The sequence below is a fragment of the Thermobifida fusca NBRC 14071 = JCM 3263 genome, from assembly GCF_001592045.1.
Classification (GTDB): Bacteria; Actinomycetota; Actinomycetes; order Streptosporangiales; family Streptosporangiaceae; genus Thermobifida; species Thermobifida fusca.
Map to the genome: position 1 here is coordinate 42,637 of NZ_BCWB01000001.1, position 18,507 is coordinate 61,143.

At 66.3% G+C, this 18,507-nt stretch carries 20 protein-coding genes; 10 read left to right on the forward strand and 10 right to left on the reverse strand.

All coding sequences use genetic code 11. The features are described from left to right. Positions 1–90 precede the first annotated feature (90 nt). The 3 genes from TF1_RS16055 (at position 91) to TF1_RS00175 (ending at position 2,927) form a co-directional block, all read left to right on the forward strand. Entirely contained in the window at positions 91–369 is a 279-nt protein-coding gene (locus tag TF1_RS16055) for a hypothetical protein (RefSeq protein WP_152436243.1), read from the forward strand. Then, positions 351–1,076 (forward strand): Mut7-C RNAse domain-containing protein, encoded by a 726-nt coding sequence (locus tag TF1_RS00170; protein WP_011291950.1) that lies wholly within the window; start codon positions 351–353, stop codon positions 1,074–1,076. The genes TF1_RS16055 and TF1_RS00170 overlap by 19 nt, the downstream gene beginning before the upstream one ends. A gap of 444 nt (positions 1,077–1,520) precedes the next feature. Next, positions 1,521–2,927 (forward strand): uracil-xanthine permease family protein, encoded by a 1,407-nt coding sequence (locus TF1_RS00175; protein ID WP_061783495.1) that lies wholly within the window; start codon positions 1,521–1,523, stop codon positions 2,925–2,927. Between the two features lie 255 nt (positions 2,928–3,182). Here TF1_RS00175 and TF1_RS00180 read toward each other — a convergent pair whose 3' ends face one another. Next, positions 3,183–3,539: a hypothetical protein gene (locus TF1_RS00180; RefSeq protein ID WP_011291948.1), complete on the reverse strand. Its 357-nt coding sequence runs from the start codon at positions 3,537–3,539 to the stop codon at positions 3,183–3,185. A gap of 294 nt (positions 3,540–3,833) precedes the next feature. On the opposite strand from TF1_RS00180, the gene TF1_RS00185 reads away from it, so the two are divergent. Next, the gene (locus TF1_RS00185; protein WP_227480867.1) at positions 3,834–4,268 is read left to right on the forward strand and encodes a hypothetical protein; all 435 of its coding nucleotides are present in this window, start codon (positions 3,834–3,836) and stop codon (positions 4,266–4,268) included. A 285-nt stretch (positions 4,269–4,553) separates the two neighbouring features. Continuing rightward, positions 4,554–4,859 carry a protease inhibitor I42 family protein gene (locus TF1_RS00190; RefSeq protein WP_011291946.1) on the forward strand — a complete coding sequence of 102 codons (306 nt, stop codon included), beginning with the start codon at positions 4,554–4,556 and terminating at the stop codon, positions 4,857–4,859. Between the two features lie 47 nt (positions 4,860–4,906). On the opposite strand, the gene TF1_RS00195 is transcribed toward TF1_RS00190, so the two are convergent. Beyond that, positions 4,907–6,424: a serine/threonine-protein kinase gene (locus TF1_RS00195; RefSeq protein WP_016188682.1), complete on the reverse strand. Its 1,518-nt coding sequence runs from the start codon at positions 6,422–6,424 to the stop codon at positions 4,907–4,909. A gap of 228 nt (positions 6,425–6,652) precedes the next feature. Between TF1_RS00195 and TF1_RS00200 the strand changes: the two genes are divergently transcribed. The 4 genes from TF1_RS00200 (at position 6,653) to TF1_RS00215 (ending at position 9,780) form a co-directional block, all read left to right on the forward strand. Continuing rightward, entirely contained in the window at positions 6,653–6,901 is a 249-nt protein-coding gene (locus tag TF1_RS00200; RefSeq protein WP_016188681.1) for an acetyl-CoA carboxylase, read from the forward strand. 214 nt (positions 6,902–7,115) lie between these two features. Continuing rightward, entirely contained in the window at positions 7,116–8,264 is a 1,149-nt protein-coding gene (locus TF1_RS00205; RefSeq protein WP_011291943.1) for an acyl-CoA dehydrogenase family protein, read from the forward strand. Positions 8,265–8,391: 127 nt separating this feature from the next. Further along, positions 8,392–8,928, forward strand: coding sequence for a MerR family transcriptional regulator (locus tag TF1_RS00210; RefSeq protein ID WP_011291942.1), 537 nt, complete (start codon positions 8,392–8,394; stop codon positions 8,926–8,928). A 102-nt stretch (positions 8,929–9,030) separates the two neighbouring features. Continuing rightward, positions 9,031–9,780 carry an HAD family hydrolase gene (locus TF1_RS00215; RefSeq protein WP_011291941.1) on the forward strand — a complete coding sequence of 250 codons (750 nt, stop codon included), beginning with the start codon at positions 9,031–9,033 and terminating at the stop codon, positions 9,778–9,780. A 34-nt stretch (positions 9,781–9,814) separates the two neighbouring features. Here the strand turns inward: TF1_RS00215 and TF1_RS00220 are convergent, their stop codons facing one another. From TF1_RS00220 to TF1_RS00255, 8 genes are all read right to left on the reverse strand, one after another. Then, a complete protein-coding gene (locus TF1_RS00220; RefSeq protein ID WP_011291940.1) occupies positions 9,815–10,423 on the reverse strand; it encodes a phosphatase PAP2 family protein in 609 nt (202 codons plus the stop codon). 80 nt (positions 10,424–10,503) lie between these two features. Continuing rightward, positions 10,504–11,760, reverse strand: coding sequence for an MFS transporter (locus TF1_RS00225; RefSeq protein ID WP_011291939.1), 1,257 nt, complete (start codon positions 11,758–11,760; stop codon positions 10,504–10,506). Positions 11,761–12,153: 393 nt separating this feature from the next. Next, positions 12,154–12,936: a methylated-DNA--[protein]-cysteine S-methyltransferase gene (locus tag TF1_RS00230; RefSeq protein WP_011291938.1), complete on the reverse strand. Its 783-nt coding sequence runs from the start codon at positions 12,934–12,936 to the stop codon at positions 12,154–12,156. Then, on the reverse strand, positions 12,929–13,477 hold the full coding sequence (locus TF1_RS00235) for an RNA polymerase sigma factor (protein WP_227480866.1): 549 nt from the start codon (positions 13,475–13,477) through the stop codon (positions 12,929–12,931). Before TF1_RS00235 ends, TF1_RS00230 begins: the two co-directional genes overlap by 8 nt. Before the next feature lie 108 nt (positions 13,478–13,585). After that, entirely contained in the window at positions 13,586–14,374 is a 789-nt protein-coding gene (locus TF1_RS00240) for an ABC transporter ATP-binding protein (RefSeq protein ID WP_011291936.1), read from the reverse strand. After that, a complete protein-coding gene (locus TF1_RS00245; RefSeq protein ID WP_011291935.1) occupies positions 14,358–15,407 on the reverse strand; it encodes a taurine ABC transporter substrate-binding protein in 1,050 nt (349 codons plus the stop codon). The genes TF1_RS00240 and TF1_RS00245 overlap by 17 nt, the downstream gene beginning before the upstream one ends. Positions 15,408–15,443: 36 nt before the next feature. Beyond that, positions 15,444–16,310, reverse strand: a complete 867-nt coding sequence (locus tag TF1_RS00250) for an ABC transporter permease (RefSeq protein WP_011291934.1) — start codon at positions 16,308–16,310, stop codon at positions 15,444–15,446. After that, complete coding sequence (locus tag TF1_RS00255; protein WP_011291933.1) at positions 16,307–17,401, reverse strand: LLM class flavin-dependent oxidoreductase; 1,095 nt, start codon at positions 17,399–17,401, stop codon at positions 16,307–16,309. Before TF1_RS00255 ends, TF1_RS00250 begins: the two co-directional genes overlap by 4 nt. Positions 17,402–17,943: 542 nt before the next feature. Here TF1_RS00255 and TF1_RS00260 point away from each other — a divergent pair. Then, positions 17,944–18,405 (forward strand): winged helix-turn-helix domain-containing protein, encoded by a 462-nt coding sequence (locus tag TF1_RS00260; protein ID WP_061783496.1) that lies wholly within the window; start codon positions 17,944–17,946, stop codon positions 18,403–18,405. The last annotated feature ends 102 nt before the right edge of the window (positions 18,406–18,507 follow it).

An 18,507-nucleotide genomic window follows, 5' to 3' on the forward strand; every position in this document is an offset into this window, starting at 1 on the left:
TGGCAGACCACCCAGACCAAGTCCCACCCTCACAAGCCCAACAACCCTGCACCCTCAGAAATCTCAGAAATCCCGCAACCAGAAACCCCCATGTCCCGCACTCCCGACACCCCCACAACCTCAAACCCACCACCGCAACAGAAACCCCACGCCGACAACGTCGCCGCCCTCACCCTGGCCGCCGCCGACCACTCCGACCTTCCCCTGCTCTACTCAGCCGAAGCCGCAAGAACTGACGAGCACCTTGCCTACGGCGGCCGCTTCACCACGCCCCAGCCCCGCCACCGGTCAGCTAAATCGAAAACCGCCAAACCATTCGCCCACCCCACACGCAATGGCATGCTGACAACATGCAACACGCATCGATAACGCTACGGTTTGACCCCACACTGCGGCCGCTCCTCGCCCCCCGCAACCGCACCGACCTCCTCCACGTCAACCACGACCCGGCCGCATCCCTGAGCCACGTGGTGGAATCACTGGGCGTACCCCTCACCGAAATCGGTGAACTGCGCATCAACGGCACCACTGCCTCCCCCTCCCAGCACCCTCAACCCGGCGACCTCATCGAAGTACTCACCGTCCCGAAGCCCCAACCGGTGCCTTTCTCCCCCATCCGGTTCATCCTCGACGTCCACCTCGGCACCCTGGCCCGGCGGCTACGCCTCCTCGGCGTGGACACCGTCTACTACACCCACCGTGACGACCCTGCACTCGTCCAGCAGGCCAACGAAGAGCAACGAATCCTCCTCACCCGCGACCGCGGCATCCTGTACCGCAAAAACCTGCGTGCCGGCGGGCACATCTACGCCAGCAACCCCGACGAGCAGCTCTTCGAAGTACTCGACCGCTACGCACCCCCGCTTGCCCCCTGGACCCGATGCCTCACCTGCAACGGCCCCCTAGCCCAAGTCGACAAAGACAACATCGCCGACCAGCTCCCTGCAGGCACACGAGCCACCTACGACACCTTTGTCCAATGCACCGAATGCCGCCAAATTTATTGGCCAGGAGCCCATCACGCACGGCTCACCCAGATCATCGAAGCAGCTCAGAAACGTGTTGCCGCGATTTGATGAGTTGGTCTTGTTGTTTGTGTTTGGAGTTGTTGCTGTTTGTATAGTTCTTAACCGCCACCTTTACATCGTAGATTTATAGATATGACCGCCTACCACCCCACCCCTGGCGGGGAACCTCATGCTCAGCGCTGTCCGCCCTCCCCACCCCGGGACTACAGACTGAAAACAACCGATCATCCCCCGTAGGGTGACCGTGTCGATACCTCACCGCGATCCCGCTGACACGCGGCCATGTCGAACTGTGGGAGGGTGAGCTTCTCCCCTTGCGGGAGCTCGCCCGCGTTGCCGCAACGGAGCGGCACCGCGTCTGGGCTCCCGCTCCCCGAGGCACCACCTCCCCCGCGAGAGACCTCCTGTTCGTGGGCGTTTGCTGCTCCGTTCACGGAACAGGCCTGCCGGGAGCCCTCACTCCTGTCCTTGCCATCTCAATAGGGAGGCGGTATGCAGCCCGGCTCGCATCAGAACCCCCAAGGGGACACCGATGTCCCCTCCCCCGCCCCAGCAACCGGACCCAGGAACGGGCTGTCCGCGGGACTCACCACCCTCAGCCTCGGCATCCAGCACGTCGTCGCTATGTTCGGGGCCACCTTCGTCTTCCCCCTCCTCATGGGCCTGGACCCCAACCTGGCCATCATGATGTCGGGGATTTGCACCATCCTCTTCCTGCTGATCGTCAACGGTAAAGTCCCCAGCTATCTCGGCAGCAGCGCTTCCTTCGTCGCCGCAGCCGTCATCATCGCCGCCGACGGTGGCGGCCCCGCCACGATCACCGGAGCGGTTCTCGTCACCGGTGTGGTGCTCGCACTCGCCGGTTTCGTCATCCACCTGCTCGGCCCCAACGCCATCGTCCGCGCGTTCCCACCCGCAGTCACCGGCGGGGTCGTCATGCTCATCGGGTTCAACCTGGCCCCCGTAGTCTCCGAGTCCTACTGGCCGTACGACCAGTGGACTGCGCTGCTCACCATGGCCTTCGTGATCCTGGCGACGGTCGTGCTGCGCGGCTTCCTCAGCAGGATCACCGTTCTGCTCGGGTTGGTGTTCGGCTTCGTCCTCTCCTGGGTCTTCGACCGGTTCTTCGGTATGACCCCGACCCCGCAGGAGGACGGCAGCGTCAAAGACGCCTTCCGCGTCGACCTGTCCGGTGTTGCTGACGCTCCCTGGTTCGGCCTGCCGGAGTTCCACGCCCCGGAATTCCACCTCTCCGCCATCCTGGTGGCGCTGCCCGCCGTGATCGCCCTCATCGCGGAGAACGCCGGCCACGTCAAAGCGGTGCAGGAGATGACCGGCAACGACCTCAACCCCTACATGGGTCGGGCGATCTTCGCCGACGGTGTGGCCACAGCGCTGGCGTCCTCGGTGGGAGGCGCACCCACCACGACCTACGCCGAAAACATCGGGGTTATGGCGATCACCCGCGTCTACTCCACCGCCCCCTACTATGTGGCTGCAGTAATCGCGATCCTGATCGGCCTGTGCCCCAAGTTCGGTGCCCTGGTCTATGCCATCCCGCAAGGGGTGATCGGTGGGATCACCGTCATCCTGTACGGCATGATCGGCCTGCTCGGCGCGAAGATCTGGGTGGAAAACCAGGTCAATTTCGCTGACCCGCTGGTATTGGTGCCGATTGCGGCCGGATTGATCGCTGGAATCGGCAATGTCTCTCTCGTCTTCACCGACGGATTCCAGATCAGCGGTATTGCGCTGGGCACGATCGTCATCCTCGCGGGCTACCACCTGCTCCACGCGCTAGCGCCACGGTCGAAGACACATGCGGCTCCTTCCCCCGGTGCTCCTGCCGGTTCCGGTGCAGAGGGCGGAAAAGCAGAACAGGACGCTGTGCAGGACTAGCGGAATGTGTGGTGCGGGCCGGAAAGAGTCCGGCCCGCACTTCGACGGCTGTGGGCAACCTGCGAGACACCATTCCCGCTCCCGGACGGTTCCCACGCAGGAGAGTGGTCGGGTATTGCGGGCGTCCCGGTAGAGGGCTCGTCCCCTACGAACGCCCTTGCACCGGTGCTCTCCTGTGCCGTCGATTCCCGGCTGGGCCGGGGAGGAACCGGTCCAGCCGCGCTCCGGGGTCATCTCCATTCAGCGCAGTACGTGTCAGCGCAGATGCGGGAACAGAGACGGACCCGCACATCTTTGACGGGGCGAGGAACAGAAGCGCCCCTTGGTTTCCCCGTTGTTGACGGTGAGGAAGTTGCCTGGGGCATGCTGTGTGCCGCCGTCCCGCTCTGTGGCGGCCACCGTCACGTACGAGGTGGACATGTGTTCCGGTCCGCCGTGTGCTGTGCGGTGCACGACGGTGTGCCTGGTGCGGTCCCAGCCGATTCCCCCGCGGCCCCAGGAGTCCATGAGACTGATGGCGATGACGCGGGTTGCTGCTGCGGGCACTGCACTTAGGGCGGCAGCAATGGCAGCGACGAATGCCGCTATCCCGCCGTGCTTCATTGTGCTCAATCCACTCCTCCGGGACCGCCGGATCCTCTGCTGTGCCGCCGCCTTTCCAACGGCGCCACCATCCAACCTAGAGAGCGGAGCCGTTCTTCGAAGCCACTTTCCCTAATTTTGACGTTTCAGAAAAACCGCGTTTCTCGATTATCCATTTATGGTTTGCTTTGCACGACAGAGCAGACATTGCAGAGCAAACAGCACAAAAGAAAAGATGTGTCATCGGGTAGCGCGGAACCGCGGCAGGTCTTCGGGAGTCTTTGTCGTAGAGTTCTCGTCCTATCGCCGCAGAGATGAGGAAACGTGACGGAAATCTCCCAGGAACTGACGTCTTTAGCGACCAGCGGGGCCGCAGCGCTGGTGCAGGCCATGACCACTGATCTTTGGTCAACAGTGCGCGACCGAGTGGCCGCACTATTCGGCGGAGACCAGGGGGTGGCAGCCGAACTCGATCAGACTCGCAGCGATGTCCTCGAGAAGACCCTGCCAGACGAAGACGCCCGCACAGAATGGCGTAACCGGCTGCGCCGTCTACTCCGCAACAACCCGGAGGCGGCCGCCGAGCTGCGGGTGATCCTCAACGAGTTGAAATACGAGGAGCCAGCGTCCAGCCAGGTGACCAACCAGATCTACGGCAATGTCACCGGGACGGCTTTCCAGGGACACACGTTCTACGGCGGGATTGTCTACCGGGGCGGTCCTTCCGACGGTTCGGGCTCTGTTTCGCACTCCCAGTGAGGGGTGTCGTGCCCTGGTCCGCGGGCTGCCTTGGTGAGTGTGCGGGGCAGGCGTCGGCTCACCGCGGTGCCGCCCCGCACTCCTCCCGTGGCGCGTTCCCACGGCCCTTGCCCGGCATGTTTCCGCTTTGTGCGGCACGGCCAATACCGGTGCTCCGCTCCCACACACGAGAGTTTCTTCTCACAAGGGGTGAACGGGATGAATTTCTTTTTCTTACTGAAAAGAGGACGAATGTAGAGCTGGCGGGGATGGTTCCTTGAGGGGGAGGGCTCGTAAGGTGCGGTTATGGCTGAGGTTCAAGTGACGGACAGCGGGCGAGTGACCTCTCGCGTGGGAGACACTGTGGTGGTCCGGCTTCCGGAGAATGCCGCCACGGGGTACGTCTGGTCAGTGGCGAGCCTGGGGGACGGACTGTTGTTGGAAGAAGACAGCGGCTCGCCCGTGGGCAGCCTTTCCGGTGGTGCTCCCGGGGAGCATGTGGTGCGCGTCCAGGCTGAAGAACCGGGGACGTGGCATATCGACCTGCAGTTGGCCCGCGGTTGGGAGGCGGGGCCGGCCGAGGAGAAGCGCATCACGGTCGAAGTGTCGTGAGCTTCGCCGCTAGGGCGTGCCTGCGAGGGGCACCGCCGCGGCCGCGCTCATCCACTGATCCGCTGCAGGCTTTCCCGCACCTTCACTGTGTCGGGGTGGTCCGGACCGTAGTGCTGCTCCAGGTCGTCGAGTAGCTCCAGGAGTGTACGCCGGGCTCCCCCGGTGTCCCCTGCCCCGAGCTCCATGAGTCCGATCTGGCGGCGCAGATTCAGGGTGCGCTGGTCGTAGGGGCCGTAGCTGGCCTGCTGGTCGGCGAGCAGTGCACGGAGCAGGCGCAACGCTTCTGTGGTCTGTCCCATGAGGGCATGGCAAGTGGCTTCTCTGTGCCGGTAGTGCAGCACCTGTTCGTCGTCGGGACCGCGGTGGTGCGCGAGAACCTGGTGGAGTTCGGCGAATATGGGGGCTGCTTTGCGGTAGTCGCTGTCTTTGAACAGCACTTCAGCAAGCTCCCCGCGCAGAGTGAGTACCTGCGGGTCGTCTGGGGCGAGAGCGGGAACCACTGCGGAGAGCACTGCTTCCAGCAGTGTCGCCGCTTGGTTGTAGCGCGCTTCGTGAGCGAACGCCACGGCCACTTGGCGGACCTGGTCCAAGTCGACGGGGCCGCCGCGGGTCTTTCGCGGGATAGTGGGGCCAACCGTGTCGGTCATAGAGCCGACTACGGCGGAGTAGAGGTGGATCGGGTTGCTGCCTTCGGCCACCGTGCCGGGGAGGAAGCCTGCGCCCTGGGTGAACGGCAGTAGGGCGCGGCATACTTCGACGGCGTCTGCGGGCCGGTCCGCGGGGTGTTTCTCCAGCAGACGCAGCACGAGCCGGTCTATTTCCTCTGGCACCTCGGGGCGTGTCGTGCGCACCGACGGGGCAGGCTCGTTGACTTGGCGGTGGAAGACTTCGTACTCGGTGCGCCCGTCGAACAGGCGCTGGCCGGTGAGCAGTTCGTGCATGACTAGTCCGAGCGTGTACAGGTCGCTTTGCGGCCCGAGAGTGGCTCCTTGGACCTGTTCGGGGGACATGTAGGAGGGGGTGCCGAGGAGGGTTCCAGTCCGGGTGAGGCGTGAGACGTCCGGGTCGTGGAACATCGCTAGCCCGAAGTCCAGGACTTTGATGGTGCCGTCGTGGCACAGCATGAGGTTGGACGGTTTGAGGTCGCGGTGGAAGATGCCGCGTTTGTGTGCTGCGGCGAGTACCGCGGCGACTTGCGCGGCAGCGGATGCCACCCAGGAGACCGGGATGTCTTCGTGTTCATCGATGATGTAGTCGAGGGAGATTCCTTCAACGAACTGCATCACCATGAACGGGCGAGAGCCGACGCGGGGGTCGTCGAAGACGCCGACATCGTGGATGGCGGGTGCACCTGGGTGTTCGAGTCGGGCCATGATGCGCGACTCGTGGAGGAAACGCTTCACCAGCGTCTCATCGTGCTGGCCGAAGGGGAAGCGGATGAGTTTGACGGCGACCTTGCGGTCCAGTCTTCGGTCGTGGGCGCGGTAGACCTCCCCCATTCCGCCTTCACCGATCGGCATCGATTCCAGTTCGTACCGGTCGTCGATGACCGTCTGTTCCGCCACCACGCAACCTTCCTGCACGCCCGTACTTGGGGGCAAAGTTACACCGTATGCGACAAACCGGGACGTTTCTTTCTGGGAGAACGCCATGCGGGAATGCCGTAACCGTTCCGGTTCATGGGGCTTTTCGGGGAACGGGTAGTTGAGCGGAAATTTTACGGCTCTGGCGGACAGGGTACCGGCAGGCCGGGTAGCGCAACGGGCATCCGACGGTCGATGCAAGGAGCAGGCATGCCAGCGACCCGGGTGATCACATCCCCGGTCTCCGGTCACTTCTACCGGCGCCCTAAGCCCGATGCGCCGCCCTTTGTGGAGGAAGGCCAGCGGGTTGAGGCTGGACAGACCATCGGAATGGTGGAAGCAGCAAAGCAGTTCACTGAGGTCAAGTCGGTTTCTTCCGGGACACTCGCTGAATTCGCGGTGCATGACCGCCAGAAGCTGGCGGAAGGGGACACTATCGCGCGTATTGCTGAACCGTAGGGTTTAAGCCGGCTCCGCGCTGGTCCGTCCAGCAGGGGGCGCTGGGCTGTTGTGCTGGGCCGGGACAGCCCTTCCCCTGTCGGCGGGTCATGCCCGCACCGGCCGGCAGCGTTCAAGGGCGTAGCGGTTGGGCCAAGGGTGGGGCGAGACCGTCCGCAGCAGGAGGGCAGGGAAGAATGGATCGGACGGTAGTCCACGGCCTGGGAAAGCTGCGATGGAACGCACACTCTTCGAACCCGCTCACGTCGAGTTCCGGGATGCGGTGCGGGAGTTTCTCCGGCGTCACGCTGTCCCCCACTATGCACGGTGGGAGGCGGAAGGCATCGTTGACCGGGAGCTGTGGCGGCAGGCGGGTCGTGCCGGTTTTCTGGGGACGGCTATCCCTGCCGCGTACGGTGGCGGGGGTGAACCGGATTTCCGCTACAACGCGATTCTCACCGAGGAGTGTGCGCGTGCCGGGATGCTCTCGCTGAGCTCCGGTTTCGGGGTTCACAACGATGTGGTCACCCCCTATCTGCTGTCGCTGGCTTCCGAGGAGCAGAAGCAGCGTTGGCTTCCCGGACTGTGTTCCGGGGACCTGGTGACCGCGATTGCGATGACCGAGCCGGGGGCGGGCAGCGACCTCAAAGCGGTGCGCACTACCGCGGTCCGGGACGGCGATTCGTATGTGCTCAACGGCACGAAGACGTTCATCACCAATGGGATCCACGCGGATTTGGTGATCGTCGTCGCGAAGACTGATCCGTCGGCCCAGGCCCGCGGCATCAGCCTTGTGGTGGTGGAACGCGGCATGCCGGGGTTCCGCCGGGGTCGTAACCTCGCCAAGGTGGGGCTGCACGCCCAGGACACTGCCGAACTTGTTTTCGAGGATGTGCGGGTTCCCGCGGCCAATCTTCTCGGTGAGGAGAACCAGGGGTTCGGCTATCTGATGCGTAATCTGCCGCAAGAGCGGCTGTCGATCGCGGTGATCGCGGTCGCTGCGGCACGCGCCGCTGTGGAGTGGACGATCCGGTACTGTCGGGAGCGTACAGCGTTCGGCCAGGAGATCGGCCGTTTTCAGCACAACAAGTTCCAGTTGGCGGAAATGGCCACCGAGGTGGATATCGCCCAGACCTATGTCGACCGGGCGGTCCTCGCCCACAACGCGGGCAGGCTGAGCCCTGTGGATGCGGCCAAAGCCAAATGGTGGACCACTGAGTTGCTGAAGCGGACCGCTGACACGTGTCTGCAACTGCACGGGGGCTACGGATACATGGACGAGTATCCGATTTCCCGGTTGTGGCGGGATGCCCGGGTGCACACGATCTTCGGGGGGACGACGGAGATCATGAAAGAGATCATCGGCCGTGATCTCGGTTTTTGAGTCTGGGAATCATCCGGCGTTCCGCGCACGTGAGACCTGCCATCCGCCGTGTGGCCGCTGTGCTCCCGCTAAGTTGGACGGTGTTTGACGTGATCCGTTAATTCTCTGAGTGTTTGGGAGTCCACCGATGTCCACGCGCATCTCCTCCGGGGCGGCGCGGACGTCCTCGTCTGCGTCTCCTGAGCAGCAGGACGCTTCTGCGCCGTCGTCCGGTACTGCCCGGAGCCTGCTCAGTATCGGCGAGCTCGCACGGCGCGCCCAGGTTTCTCCCCGCACGATCCGCTACTACGAGGAGCTGGGGATCCTTCCCACGCCCCAACGCACGGCCGGTGGGAGCCGCCGATATCCGCCGGAGTACCTCTCCTATGTCCAGGGGGCGCTGCTCCTCAAGGAGTTGGGTTTCTCCCTGGAAGAGGTGCGGGAGCTGTGCCAGGGGACGCAGGAGCGCACCGGTGAGGCTTCCGCGCGCACCCATGCCATGCTCGCCACCAAGATGGCCGTGCTGGAACAGCGGATTCGGCTGCTCTCCCGGTTGCACGACCTCATTCGCGCAGCCGCTGAAGGCGGCGGGGAGGCGAACAGCGGTGCCGCGGAGCTGCTGCGCCTGCTGGGAGAGGAAGCCCAGGCCGCCGGTTCCGCCTCCTCCCCCACGGGTCAGCGTTAATACCGCTCCCTCAGGCATGGGGAGCGGTCCGCGCCCAGAGCTGGGCGGGGAACGTCTCCGACACTGCGGCTACGTGGGGGGTAGGCTGCCCTCTCCCCCGCCATGGTGGGGCGGTATGAGACCATCGGCACCGTGACCACCATCCCCTCCCCTTGTCTTGTCCTGTGGGATATCGACCGCACCCTCCTCACCGTGGGCACGGTCAGTCAGGAGCTGTATGCGCACGCCTTCGCTTCCGTCGTGGGCCGTTTCCCGGAGGCGGTGGCGGAGATGGCGGGACGCACCGAGCTCGCCATCATCACGGAGACGCTGCAGCGCAACGGGATCAGGCCGTGCCCCGACCTGGTCTCCCGGTTCTCTGCAGCGCTCGTCCAGGCGGCGGAGAAACTGCGTCCGCGGATGCGCGAAGTGGGACGTGCGTTGCCTGGTGCTGATGCGGCGCTTCAGGCCCTGCACCGGCTTGGCGCTGTGCAGACGGTGGTCACAGGCAATATCCGGGATCTGGCTGCAGCGAAGCTCGCTGCGTTCGGTTTGGCCGGGTATCTCGACTTGTCTCTCGGCGGCTACGGGGACCAGAGTGTCGACCGGGCGGACCTGGTGCGTTGGGCGATGGCCCGGGCCGGGGAACGGCACGGGCCGTTCGATTCTGCGAGCGTGGTGGTGGTCGGCGACACCCCGCACGACATCCGCGGCGCCCACGACGCGGGCGTGCGGGCGGTCGGGGTGGCGACCGGGCGCAGCAGCCGCGCTGATCTTGCTGCTGCGGGAGCGGACGCCGTGCTCGATGACCTGACGGACACGGCCGCGGTCGTCCGGCTTCTCACCGGGACCGGGGAGCTGCGGCTCCCTTGATCCGGGGGAACAGGCGCGCTGCGGGATTTCGTGGTCAATGCAGGAGCGCGAAGACTGTGCCGCACACCACCGCCCCTTGGAGTGCGCCCGCAACGACTTGGGCGACCGTGTGGTGATCGAGTTCGACCCGCGACCAGGCGACGAGCGCGACCGCGGGAGCGGCCACTCCCCACATGAGCCCGTAGGTGAACGCGAGCGCAGTGGCGACCCCGGCAGCGCTTGTCGTGTGCACGGAGATCTTCCACCACCTGTTCACCACACTGGTGCTGACGAGTCCGGCCAGGATGGCGACGACCAGGGCCAGGACGATGCGGGGGGCGTCCAGCAGGAGCAGTACGGCGCAGCCGGTGAGGGCACAGCCGGTGGCGATGAGGAACGGCACCGTGCGCTGCCGGCGGTCTCTCAAGTGGTGGTCCTGCCAGTAGCCGCGTCGGACTCCGAGGAACAGCACGATGTAGGGGACGGCCACGCAGCAGAGGGCAGCAAAGAGCCCCCAGCCGACACCGGTGAGGCTGCGGGTGCCGGTCCAGCCGACTAAGGGCAGGGCAACCGTGACCAGAACTCCAGGGGAGAGTACTTCGCCGACGAGTACTGCTACGCGGCGCCGCAAGGCGCGCAACGGAGCTGGGGTGATTCCGGTCACGTTCGGTCCTGTTCTTGTGGTTCAGGGGTGGTGGGACACTGGGCACCCTAGACGCAATTGTGCTGCCATTGGGGCCGGTGTCACTGGGTCGCAGGACCATCGTGCCAGTCGGGCGCTGAGACGGTTTTCTCCACGCTCCTGTGCGCTGCGGGGGATGGCTGTTTCGCGGTTTCGCGGTGGGCGGGGTCGAGGTCTCCGCCTACTGCGACCACGGCTGCGGCCGCCAAGAGGCACAGTCCGCAGCCGATCCAGAAGATCGCCGCGGAGTAGCCGGGGACGACGAGGGGCACGGTCACACCGATCACGGAGCCGAGGTGGAAGATGGCCACGAATGCGCCGATTCCGCCGGAGACGCCTGCACGGGTGACCTGGCCAAGCATGACCACGGCGATGCTTTGGAATCCGGCGGTGAACACGGCGTAGAGCACCTGGGCGGTGAGGAGTCCGCCGTATCCGGTGCCCACCGCGACGAGGAGGAACGACAGGGTGCCGATCACGCAGACCCCGACGAGGGTGCGCACGCTGCCGTATCTTTCGGCGGCGGTGGCGAGGGGGACCAGGACGAGGATCTCCACGAAGGCGGTGAGGGCGAACAGGCTGGGGATGACGGATTCCGCGATGCCTGCGCTCAGGGCGTAGAGCGGCAGGTAGACCTGACGAAGGTTGTCGGCGCCGCGGAGCAGGAAGACCGCGGCCACGGCCAGGGCCACCAGCCACCATTCTTTCTTGCGGCCGCGGGCTGCCGGGTCTTCGGGTGTGGTCGGCTTGGGGTGGGCGACCGCGGGGAGGGTGACGCTTATCAGCAGGATGAGCCCGTAGAGGGCCATGCCTCCGTAGATGGGGTGGAAGAGCGGGCCCAGGGTTTGTTCGGCGAGGAACATGGCGGAGGCGAGGCCGAGCCCGGCAATGTAGCCGATGATGAATACGGTGCGTACCAGGCTCATGACGCGGGCTTCGGAGCGGGTTCCGTTGTCGAGTAGCGCCACGAAGGACGGGTAGATGAGGCTGCCGACAGCGATGCCGCAGGCGGCAGGGTAGATCGCCCACCCGGGGGTGGGGGCGGCGAGGAAGGCCGTTCCGGCGAGGCCGAGGGTGGCGCCGAGGGCGATCCCGGTCCGGTACCGCCCGTGTCGGCGGCACCATCCGCCTCCGAGGAGGCTGGCCGCCATGGCGGCGAGGGCGAACAGCACGTAGAAGATGACGATCTCTGGTTTGGTGGCGCCGCGCTGGTCGAGCAGTAGTGGCAGGACCACCGTGGAGAGGCCGGCGAAGGCAGCGGCGTTGAAGACACCGAGGATGAGCCGGCCTATGCCGGATGTTTCCCGCGCAATTCCCACACGAATTCCCCCGTTCCCGGGTCGGGCTTCTGTTGCGGCGGCAGACCGGTGGTGGTCTGGCCGGAATCAGTCCTGATGTAGTCGGGGCGTACGGCCTAGGCGAATGATGATCCCTTATTTGGGAGCGCTCCCACGCCTAGGGGTGCTTCACCGGCGACAGCAAAGCATTCAGCAGGATCCCCGTGGGACACAGCTCTACCACACCAAGGAGAGGTAGGGCCACCAATTCGCTGTTCTATTCTGTTCGTTCCTGTCTGTTGTGTCGGCTTCACCGGGAACACCCGCGTTTTCCGCCCGCCGCCAGCGTGGATCCCGGTGGAAAATCCCCCGTTCTTCCCGTTCGCCCTTCCCCCAACAAGGTCGGTCTCCGGAACGGAAGCGCTTCCCGCCGTGTCACCGCTCTTCGTCGCGGGACAGCCCTGGGGCTGGCGTCGCTACCGTGGGAGCGGGCTGGCAGTGCTGGCAAGGGCGGTATCCCGCGGCAGCGGCCTCGGCGAAGGTACGGAACCCTTTCCGGTGGGGCGGGGTGATTCGGCGGGCGTGGCGGCACGTCGGATGGCACACGATTCCGGTGGTGTCACTAGCCACGTAGAAGATGCCGCGCCGGGCCAGCGTATGCAGCTCCTCGAGATTGGTGCCCTCGTCGTGCAGCAGGCGGTGCTTGACTTCAGCCCCGAAAATGTACTCGCCGGGGGAACCGTCGGAGCGGACCACACGGTGGCAGGGGATCAGCACGGGGACCGGATTGGTGGCCAGCGCCGTGCCCACCGCGCGCACTGCTCTAGGCCGGTTGATCTTCTGGGCGATCCAGGCATAGGGGCGCACTTCACCCCGCGGGATGGTCCGAGTGGCGCGCAGCACCGCAACCTGGAAGTCGGACAGGCCCCGCAAGTCAAAAGTGAGCGTGCTGCTGCGTCCGCGCCGCAGCGCCGACACCAGTCCAGCCGGGGGCCGGGGGGCGCGCACCAGCGGCCGCTGGAAGCGGCGGCGGAACTCTTCGGCTGCTTCGGCTCCGTGCCGCCGGACATAGGCGATGCCGTGGTCGGTGTAGGCGACGAAAAGCTCCCCGATCGGGCTCTCCACGGTGACCCAGCGGGCCACGATCCGGTCGATCAAGTCGGCGGGGGCGTCGACGGCCAGGTCTGCGAGCTGCTGTTCCAATGGTTCTTCACGCATAGCTACCTCCCCGGGTGAGTGCGCGGAGCTTGGCGAGCCCGCGAAAGATGTGGGATTTCGCGGTGCCCTCGGGGATACCGAGGACCGCGGCAACCTCGCTCAGGGACAGGTCGGCCACATACCGCAGCACGATCGCTTCCCGCTGCATGGTGGAGAGCTGGTTGAGCAGTGTGGCAAGCGCCCCGCTGGTCTCGTGGTGTTCGGCGATTTCAGCGACGTCCTGCCGGGGATCAGCGAGGTCGACGTCGTCGGTGAGGGGTGCTGGCGGGGGTTTGCGGGCAGCAGTGCGGGCCCGGTTGCGCCACACGTTCCACAGGATGGTCATCAACCAGGCCCGGGGTCGCATCTGGGAGCGGCGTTCCGGGCCGTAGCTTCCGGCAGCCCGGTATGCCCGCACGAATGTCTCAGCAGCCAGGTCCTCGGCATCCGCCCAGCGGGCGCAGAGCCGCAGCGCGGCCGAGAACACTGCACTGCGATGCTGGTCGTACAGCTCGATGAACCAGCGGTCGGCGTCGTCGGCGGTCTCCGCGATGGTGCTCACACTCTGGTAACCCCGGGCACGCCGGAAAGGTTGCACCCGCACATCGGTTCCCGGCGCGGTCGTGCGCTCTCCCCGGTGCGCGGGTGTTTTCTCTGCTCGTGTCGGTGTTCAGTGGGCCTGGTGGGCGGCGTGGCGCACCGCCTCGGTGATGCGTTCCCTTAGCCGCGCGAAACCGGGTGCTGCCCGGGGATTCTCCTCGTAGGGCAGGTCTGAGCTCTCCTCGAGGATGATCCGGCCGGGGCGGGCGCTGAGGACGATGATCCGGGTGCCGAGGAAGACCGCCTCCTCCACGTCGTGGGTGATGAACACGAGGGTTTTGCGGGTGTGCCGCCACAGCAGGCGCAGTTCTTCTTGCATGCGTTCTCGGGTGAGCGCGTCGAGTGCGCCGAACGGTTCGTCCATGAGCACGATGCCGGGGTCCGGGGCGAGGGCGCGGGCGATGGCGACCCGCTGCTGCATCCCGCCCGACAGCTCGTAGGGGCGCATCCGCGCAGTGTCGGCCAGCCCGACCAGTGCGAGCTGGTGCAGGGCGCGCTCCCGGCGCTCTTTGCGCGGGACGCCTGCCATGCGCAGGCCGAACTCCACGTTGGCGAGCACGCTCAGCCAGGGGAACAGGGTGGGCTGTTGGAAGACGACGCCTCGATCAGGCCCGGGGCCGGTCACGGGTGTGCCGTGGACGGTGAGCGTGCCCCGGGTGGGTTGCTGGAAGCCGGCGATCAGGCGTAGCAGGGTGCTCTTCCCTGACCCGGAGGGGCCCACGACAGCGAGGTGCTGTCCTTGGTCGAGGGAGAGGGTGATGCCGTCGAGTGCGGGGACTGTGCCGTCGCGGCTCGGATAGTCGTGGCCGACCTCTCGCAGTTCCAGGGCGGCGGTCGTGGGGCTAGGGCTCCAGGACACGGGCGACTCCTTGGGGCGCGAGGGCGGTTTGGAAGTCCGCCAAGGCGGGTGCCGCGTCGATCTCCCCTTGGTCGGCGAGGAACTCAGCGGTCAGCCGGAGGTATTCGGCCAGCCGGCCGGGGTGGTCGGGGGTGCCGAGGTAATCGGGGGAGGCTTGTTCTGCGGCGTTGAGGAAGATGAGCTGGTCGATCTGCTTTTCGGCTTCCTCGGCGTCCAGGTTGAGTTCGGCGGCGATGGCTTCGACCGCGGCGGCCTTGTCTTCCTGGATCAGGGCCACGGCCCGGTTCTGCTGCTCTACCCAGGTGGCGAGCGCTTCCGGGTAGGCGGTGGCGAAGTCGGTGCTGACCACGCCGAGGTCTGCGGTGACCTTGCCGCGGTCGGCGAGTTCTCCGCTGGTGATGAGGGTCGTGCCGCCCGCGGCGCGCAGTTGCCCGAGCACCGGGTACCACACGAAGGCCGCGTCGATGTCGCCGCGCTGCCAGGCAGCCAGGATGTCTGGGGGTTCCAGGTCGAGGAGTGTGACGTCGTCGACGGTGAGGCCGGCTTCGTCGAGGGCGGCGATGAGGTGGTAGTGGGTAGTGCTGGCGAAGGGGACGGCGACCGTTGTGCCGGCCAGATCGGCGACCTCGGTGATGCCTTCGACGGCGACGAGGGCTTCGTTGTCGTCGATGACGTCGTGGATCCACGCTACCTGGTAGTCGATGTCGAGAGGCTGGGACAGGCCGCGGGTGACGGGGGCGCTTCCAGCCAAGGCGATGTCGAGTTCTCCAGCGAGGAAGGCGGTGTTGACGTCGCCGCCGGAGTCGAACCTGCTCCAGATGATCTCGGTGTCGGGCAGGGCTTCTTCCAGCCAGCCGTAGTGCTTGACGATGAGGTCTCCGTTGGGGATGGACTGGTAGCCGATGCGCAGTTGGGCGGGGACGCCGTCGGCAGGGTCGGTGCTCTCCTCGGCGGCTGTGCACGCGGAGGCCAGCAGGGTGGCGGCGAGTGCGAGCACCGTGGTCAGGGTGCGGGGGGATCGCGATGAGATCATGGGGTTCTCCTAGGGGGAGCGGATCTGGTGTGCGGGTCAGGTTCGGCCCCGCCAGGGGGCGAGGATGCGGTCGATGCGCTGCAGGATGCCGTCGATGAGCAGCCCGGACAGGCCGATGACGAAGAGTCCGAGGATGACGATGTCGGTCTGGTTGAAGCGCTGGGCTTCGCGGATCATGCCGCCGATACCGGGAAGCCCGTTGACGGTCTCGGCGGCGACGACGGAGGTGTAGGCCACGCCGACCGCGATGCGGACCCCGGTGATCACTTCGGGGAGCGCGTGGGGGAGGACGATCCACAGCGGCAGCCGCCAGGAGCGTGCGCCGAGGGAGCGGGCCGCGTGGAGGTAGTCGGGGCCGACGTTGCGGACCGCGTCAGCGGTGGCCACGGCAACGGGCGGCAGGGAGGCAATGATGAGCAGCCAGATCTTGGGTTCTTCGTTGATGCCGAACCAGATGACGAGCAGGCTGAGGTAGGCCAGTGGGGGCAGGGCACGCACGAAGGAGATGAGCGGCCCCAGCATGACGCGCAGGGCGGGGACCAGTCCGATGAGGAGGCCGAGCAGGATTCCTCCGGCGGTGCCGTATCCGCTGCCGGTGAGGATGCGTCGCATGCTGGCCCACAGGTGTTCGGGCAGGGTGGATCCGCTGAACCCTTCGGTGGTGGTTGCGACGGCCTGCTCCCAGACAGCGTGGGGCGGGGGCAGGATGACCGGGGGCCAGATCTCGGCGCGAGCTACTGCCCACCACAGGAGGAGGAAGCCGCCTACAGCGAGGGCGCGCAGCCCGAGGGAGCGGGCGGCTGCGGAGAGGTGGAAGCGGCTCCGGGTGGAGTTGTCGGAGTTGAGGCGGGTCCCGGAGCCGCGGTCTGTGGGGCCGGTGCGGGGCCGGACGGCAGTGTTCATGGCGTTGGTGCTGCGGTGGCTGCGAGAGTGCGGGGCAGGACGTATTCGCCTACGCGGTAGGCCTCTTCCAGGTGGGGCCAGCCGGAGAGGATGAACTCTTCGATGCCGAGGGCCTGGTAGTCCACGAGACGTTGGGCTACTTCGTCGTAGGAGCCGACGAGCGCGGTTCCTGCTCCTTCGCGGACGAGGCCGATTCCCGCCCACAGGTTGGGGGCGACTTCGAGGGAGCGGGTGGAGCCGCCGTGCAGGCTGGCCATGCGGGCTTGGCCCACGGAGTCCATGCGGGCGTAGTAGCGCTGCATGGCTGCGATGCGCTCGGGGTCCATGCCGTGGAGGAGCCGTTCGGCTTCCCGCCAGGCTTCGGCGGAGGTGTCGCGGGCGATGATGTGCAGGCGGATGCCGAATCGGAGGGTGCGGCCGGCGTTGGCGGCCAGGGTGCGCATTCGGTCGATCCGCTGGGCGACCATGTCCGGCGGCTCGCCCCACATGAGGTAGACGTCGCTGTGGGTGGCGGCGACCTGTTCGGCTGCGGGGGAGGCCCCGCCGAAGTAGATGTCGGGTGCGGGGTCGAGCGGGTCTGCGGGTCCCCACTGTTCCACCTGGTAGTAGCGTCCGGTGAAGTCGACGGGTGCTCCGGTGAGGGAGCGGCGCAGCACGGTGAGGAATTCGGCGGTGCGGGCGTAGCGCTGGTCGTGGTCGAGGAAGTCGCCGTAGGCCCGCTGTTCGACCGGGTCTCCCCCGGTGACGACGTTGACGAGCAGTCGGTTGCCGGAGATGTCCTGGAAGGCCCGCACCTGTTGGGAGAGCAGGGTGGGCAGGATGAAGCCGGGCCGGAAAGCGACGAGGAATTTCAGGTGCTCGGTGTGCTGGCTGAGTGCTGCGCAGATGGTCCAGGGGTCAGGGCAGCCCGCACCGGTGGGGGTGAGAGCCGCGGTGAAACCGGCGCTCTCTGCGGCGCGGGCAACCTGGGCGAGATAGCCGAGGGTGGCCTGGCGCGCAGGCGCGGGGGTGTCACCGGTGTCGAGACGGATCGTGGAGTTGCGGACCGCGTATCCGTCCCCGGTAGTCGGCAGGAACCAGTGGAAACGCATGCGGGAGCCCACCTTTCGCGGAGGCGTCGCACTACAGACAAAACCAACTATATAGGTAGGAAAACTCTTATATGGCACGCCTGCCCAGGATGCGCCTGTCGACCGCCTGCCTGTCGCGACGCAGACACCCTTCCGAAAAGCTCCTTCATTGCAGAGCAACAGGGGCCTCATCGCGCGTTGACACCGCGTTTTTCCTGGGGTGATCGCCAGTCCGCCTGCCAGCTCCCCTGAGGTCTGCCTACCGAAGCACCCTGACCCGGGGTGGCGGCGTCCACAGGCCGGGCAGTGCACCCTGGACCCACCGGGCGCATTCTGGTGAAGCTTCGGAGTACCGCACTCCCCCGTTCAGACGGCCTGGCAGAGCTCCTCGGCGGGGCGCGCTAGCGCCCCCCGGGGAGGCGGGCCCGCCGCCTGGCGCGCCTGGTCTGCTCCGGGCAGAGAGCCGCGGTGCCCGTGCACAGCATCCCCTGGCCGCGGAGGTAACAAAAATAAAACCCACTAAACAGGTAGACTTAATTGAGTTATTGGCGCATCATGGTGCCATGCTCACCAGCGACATCCACCGCCCGGTGCGCGACGCTGACGCTGCCTTGCCTCACCTTGACGAGGAGCGGCTCCTCGGCGTCATCCCGCTGACAGACCGGCGCAAAGTCATGGTCGTCGTCGGCCATGTCGTCGAGGCCGCCAACGGTACGGACAGCACCGCCACCGGTCCACTGAATGACGACGCTCTGGTCATCGACCGCGACTCATGGCAAGTGTGGGCGTACGGAAAACCCGTCAGCCTCTCCTACCAGGAATTCCGGCTGCTCGCCCACCTGGCCTCAGCTCCCGGGCGGGTGTTCACCCGCCAAGAACTCCTCGACCAGGTGTGGGCTCCCGAAGCGCATACCACGGCCCGCTCGGTGGACGTCCACGTCCACCGGATCCGCCGCAAGCTCGGCGCGCTAGGCGAACGGCTCGTCACCGTGCGGCGGGTCGGTTACGTCTACCGGCCCCGCTGACACCCATCCCAGCCTTCCAGCTCCGCCCTCCTGCTCCGCGCAACAGAAGGACGCCGCTCATGTCCTTGACCTTCCACTGGTTCCTGCCCACGCAGGGCGACA

Bases quoted from the DNA above. Each gene is read 5' to 3' on its own strand.
- TF1_RS16055 (WP_152436243.1), top strand. From the start codon at position 91: ATGTCCCGCACTCCCGACACCCCCACAACCTCAAACCCACCACCGCAA.
- TF1_RS00170 (WP_011291950.1), top strand. From the start codon at position 351: ATGCAACACGCATCGATAACGCTACGGTTTGACCCCACACTGCGGCCG.
- TF1_RS00175 (WP_061783495.1), top strand. From the start codon at position 1,521: ATGCAGCCCGGCTCGCATCAGAACCCCCAAGGGGACACCGATGTCCCC.
- TF1_RS00190 (WP_011291946.1), top strand. From the start codon at position 4,554: ATGGCTGAGGTTCAAGTGACGGACAGCGGGCGAGTGACCTCTCGCGTG.
- TF1_RS00200 (WP_016188681.1), top strand. From the start codon at position 6,653: ATGCCAGCGACCCGGGTGATCACATCCCCGGTCTCCGGTCACTTCTAC.
- TF1_RS00205 (WP_011291943.1), top strand. From the start codon at position 7,116: ATGGAACGCACACTCTTCGAACCCGCTCACGTCGAGTTCCGGGATGCG.
- TF1_RS00210 (WP_011291942.1), top strand. From the start codon at position 8,392: ATGTCCACGCGCATCTCCTCCGGGGCGGCGCGGACGTCCTCGTCTGCG.
- TF1_RS00215 (WP_011291941.1), top strand. From the start codon at position 9,031: ATGGTGGGGCGGTATGAGACCATCGGCACCGTGACCACCATCCCCTCC.
- TF1_RS00230 (WP_011291938.1), bottom strand. From the start codon at position 12,936: ATGCGTGAAGAACCATTGGAACAGCAGCTCGCAGACCTGGCCGTCGAC.
- TF1_RS00245 (WP_011291935.1), bottom strand. From the start codon at position 15,407: ATGATCTCATCGCGATCCCCCCGCACCCTGACCACGGTGCTCGCACTC.
- TF1_RS00250 (WP_011291934.1), bottom strand. From the start codon at position 16,310: ATGAACACTGCCGTCCGGCCCCGCACCGGCCCCACAGACCGCGGCTCC.
- TF1_RS00255 (WP_011291933.1), bottom strand. From the start codon at position 17,401: ATGCGTTTCCACTGGTTCCTGCCGACTACCGGGGACGGATACGCGGTC.
- TF1_RS00260 (WP_061783496.1), top strand. From the start codon at position 17,944: ATGCTCACCAGCGACATCCACCGCCCGGTGCGCGACGCTGACGCTGCC.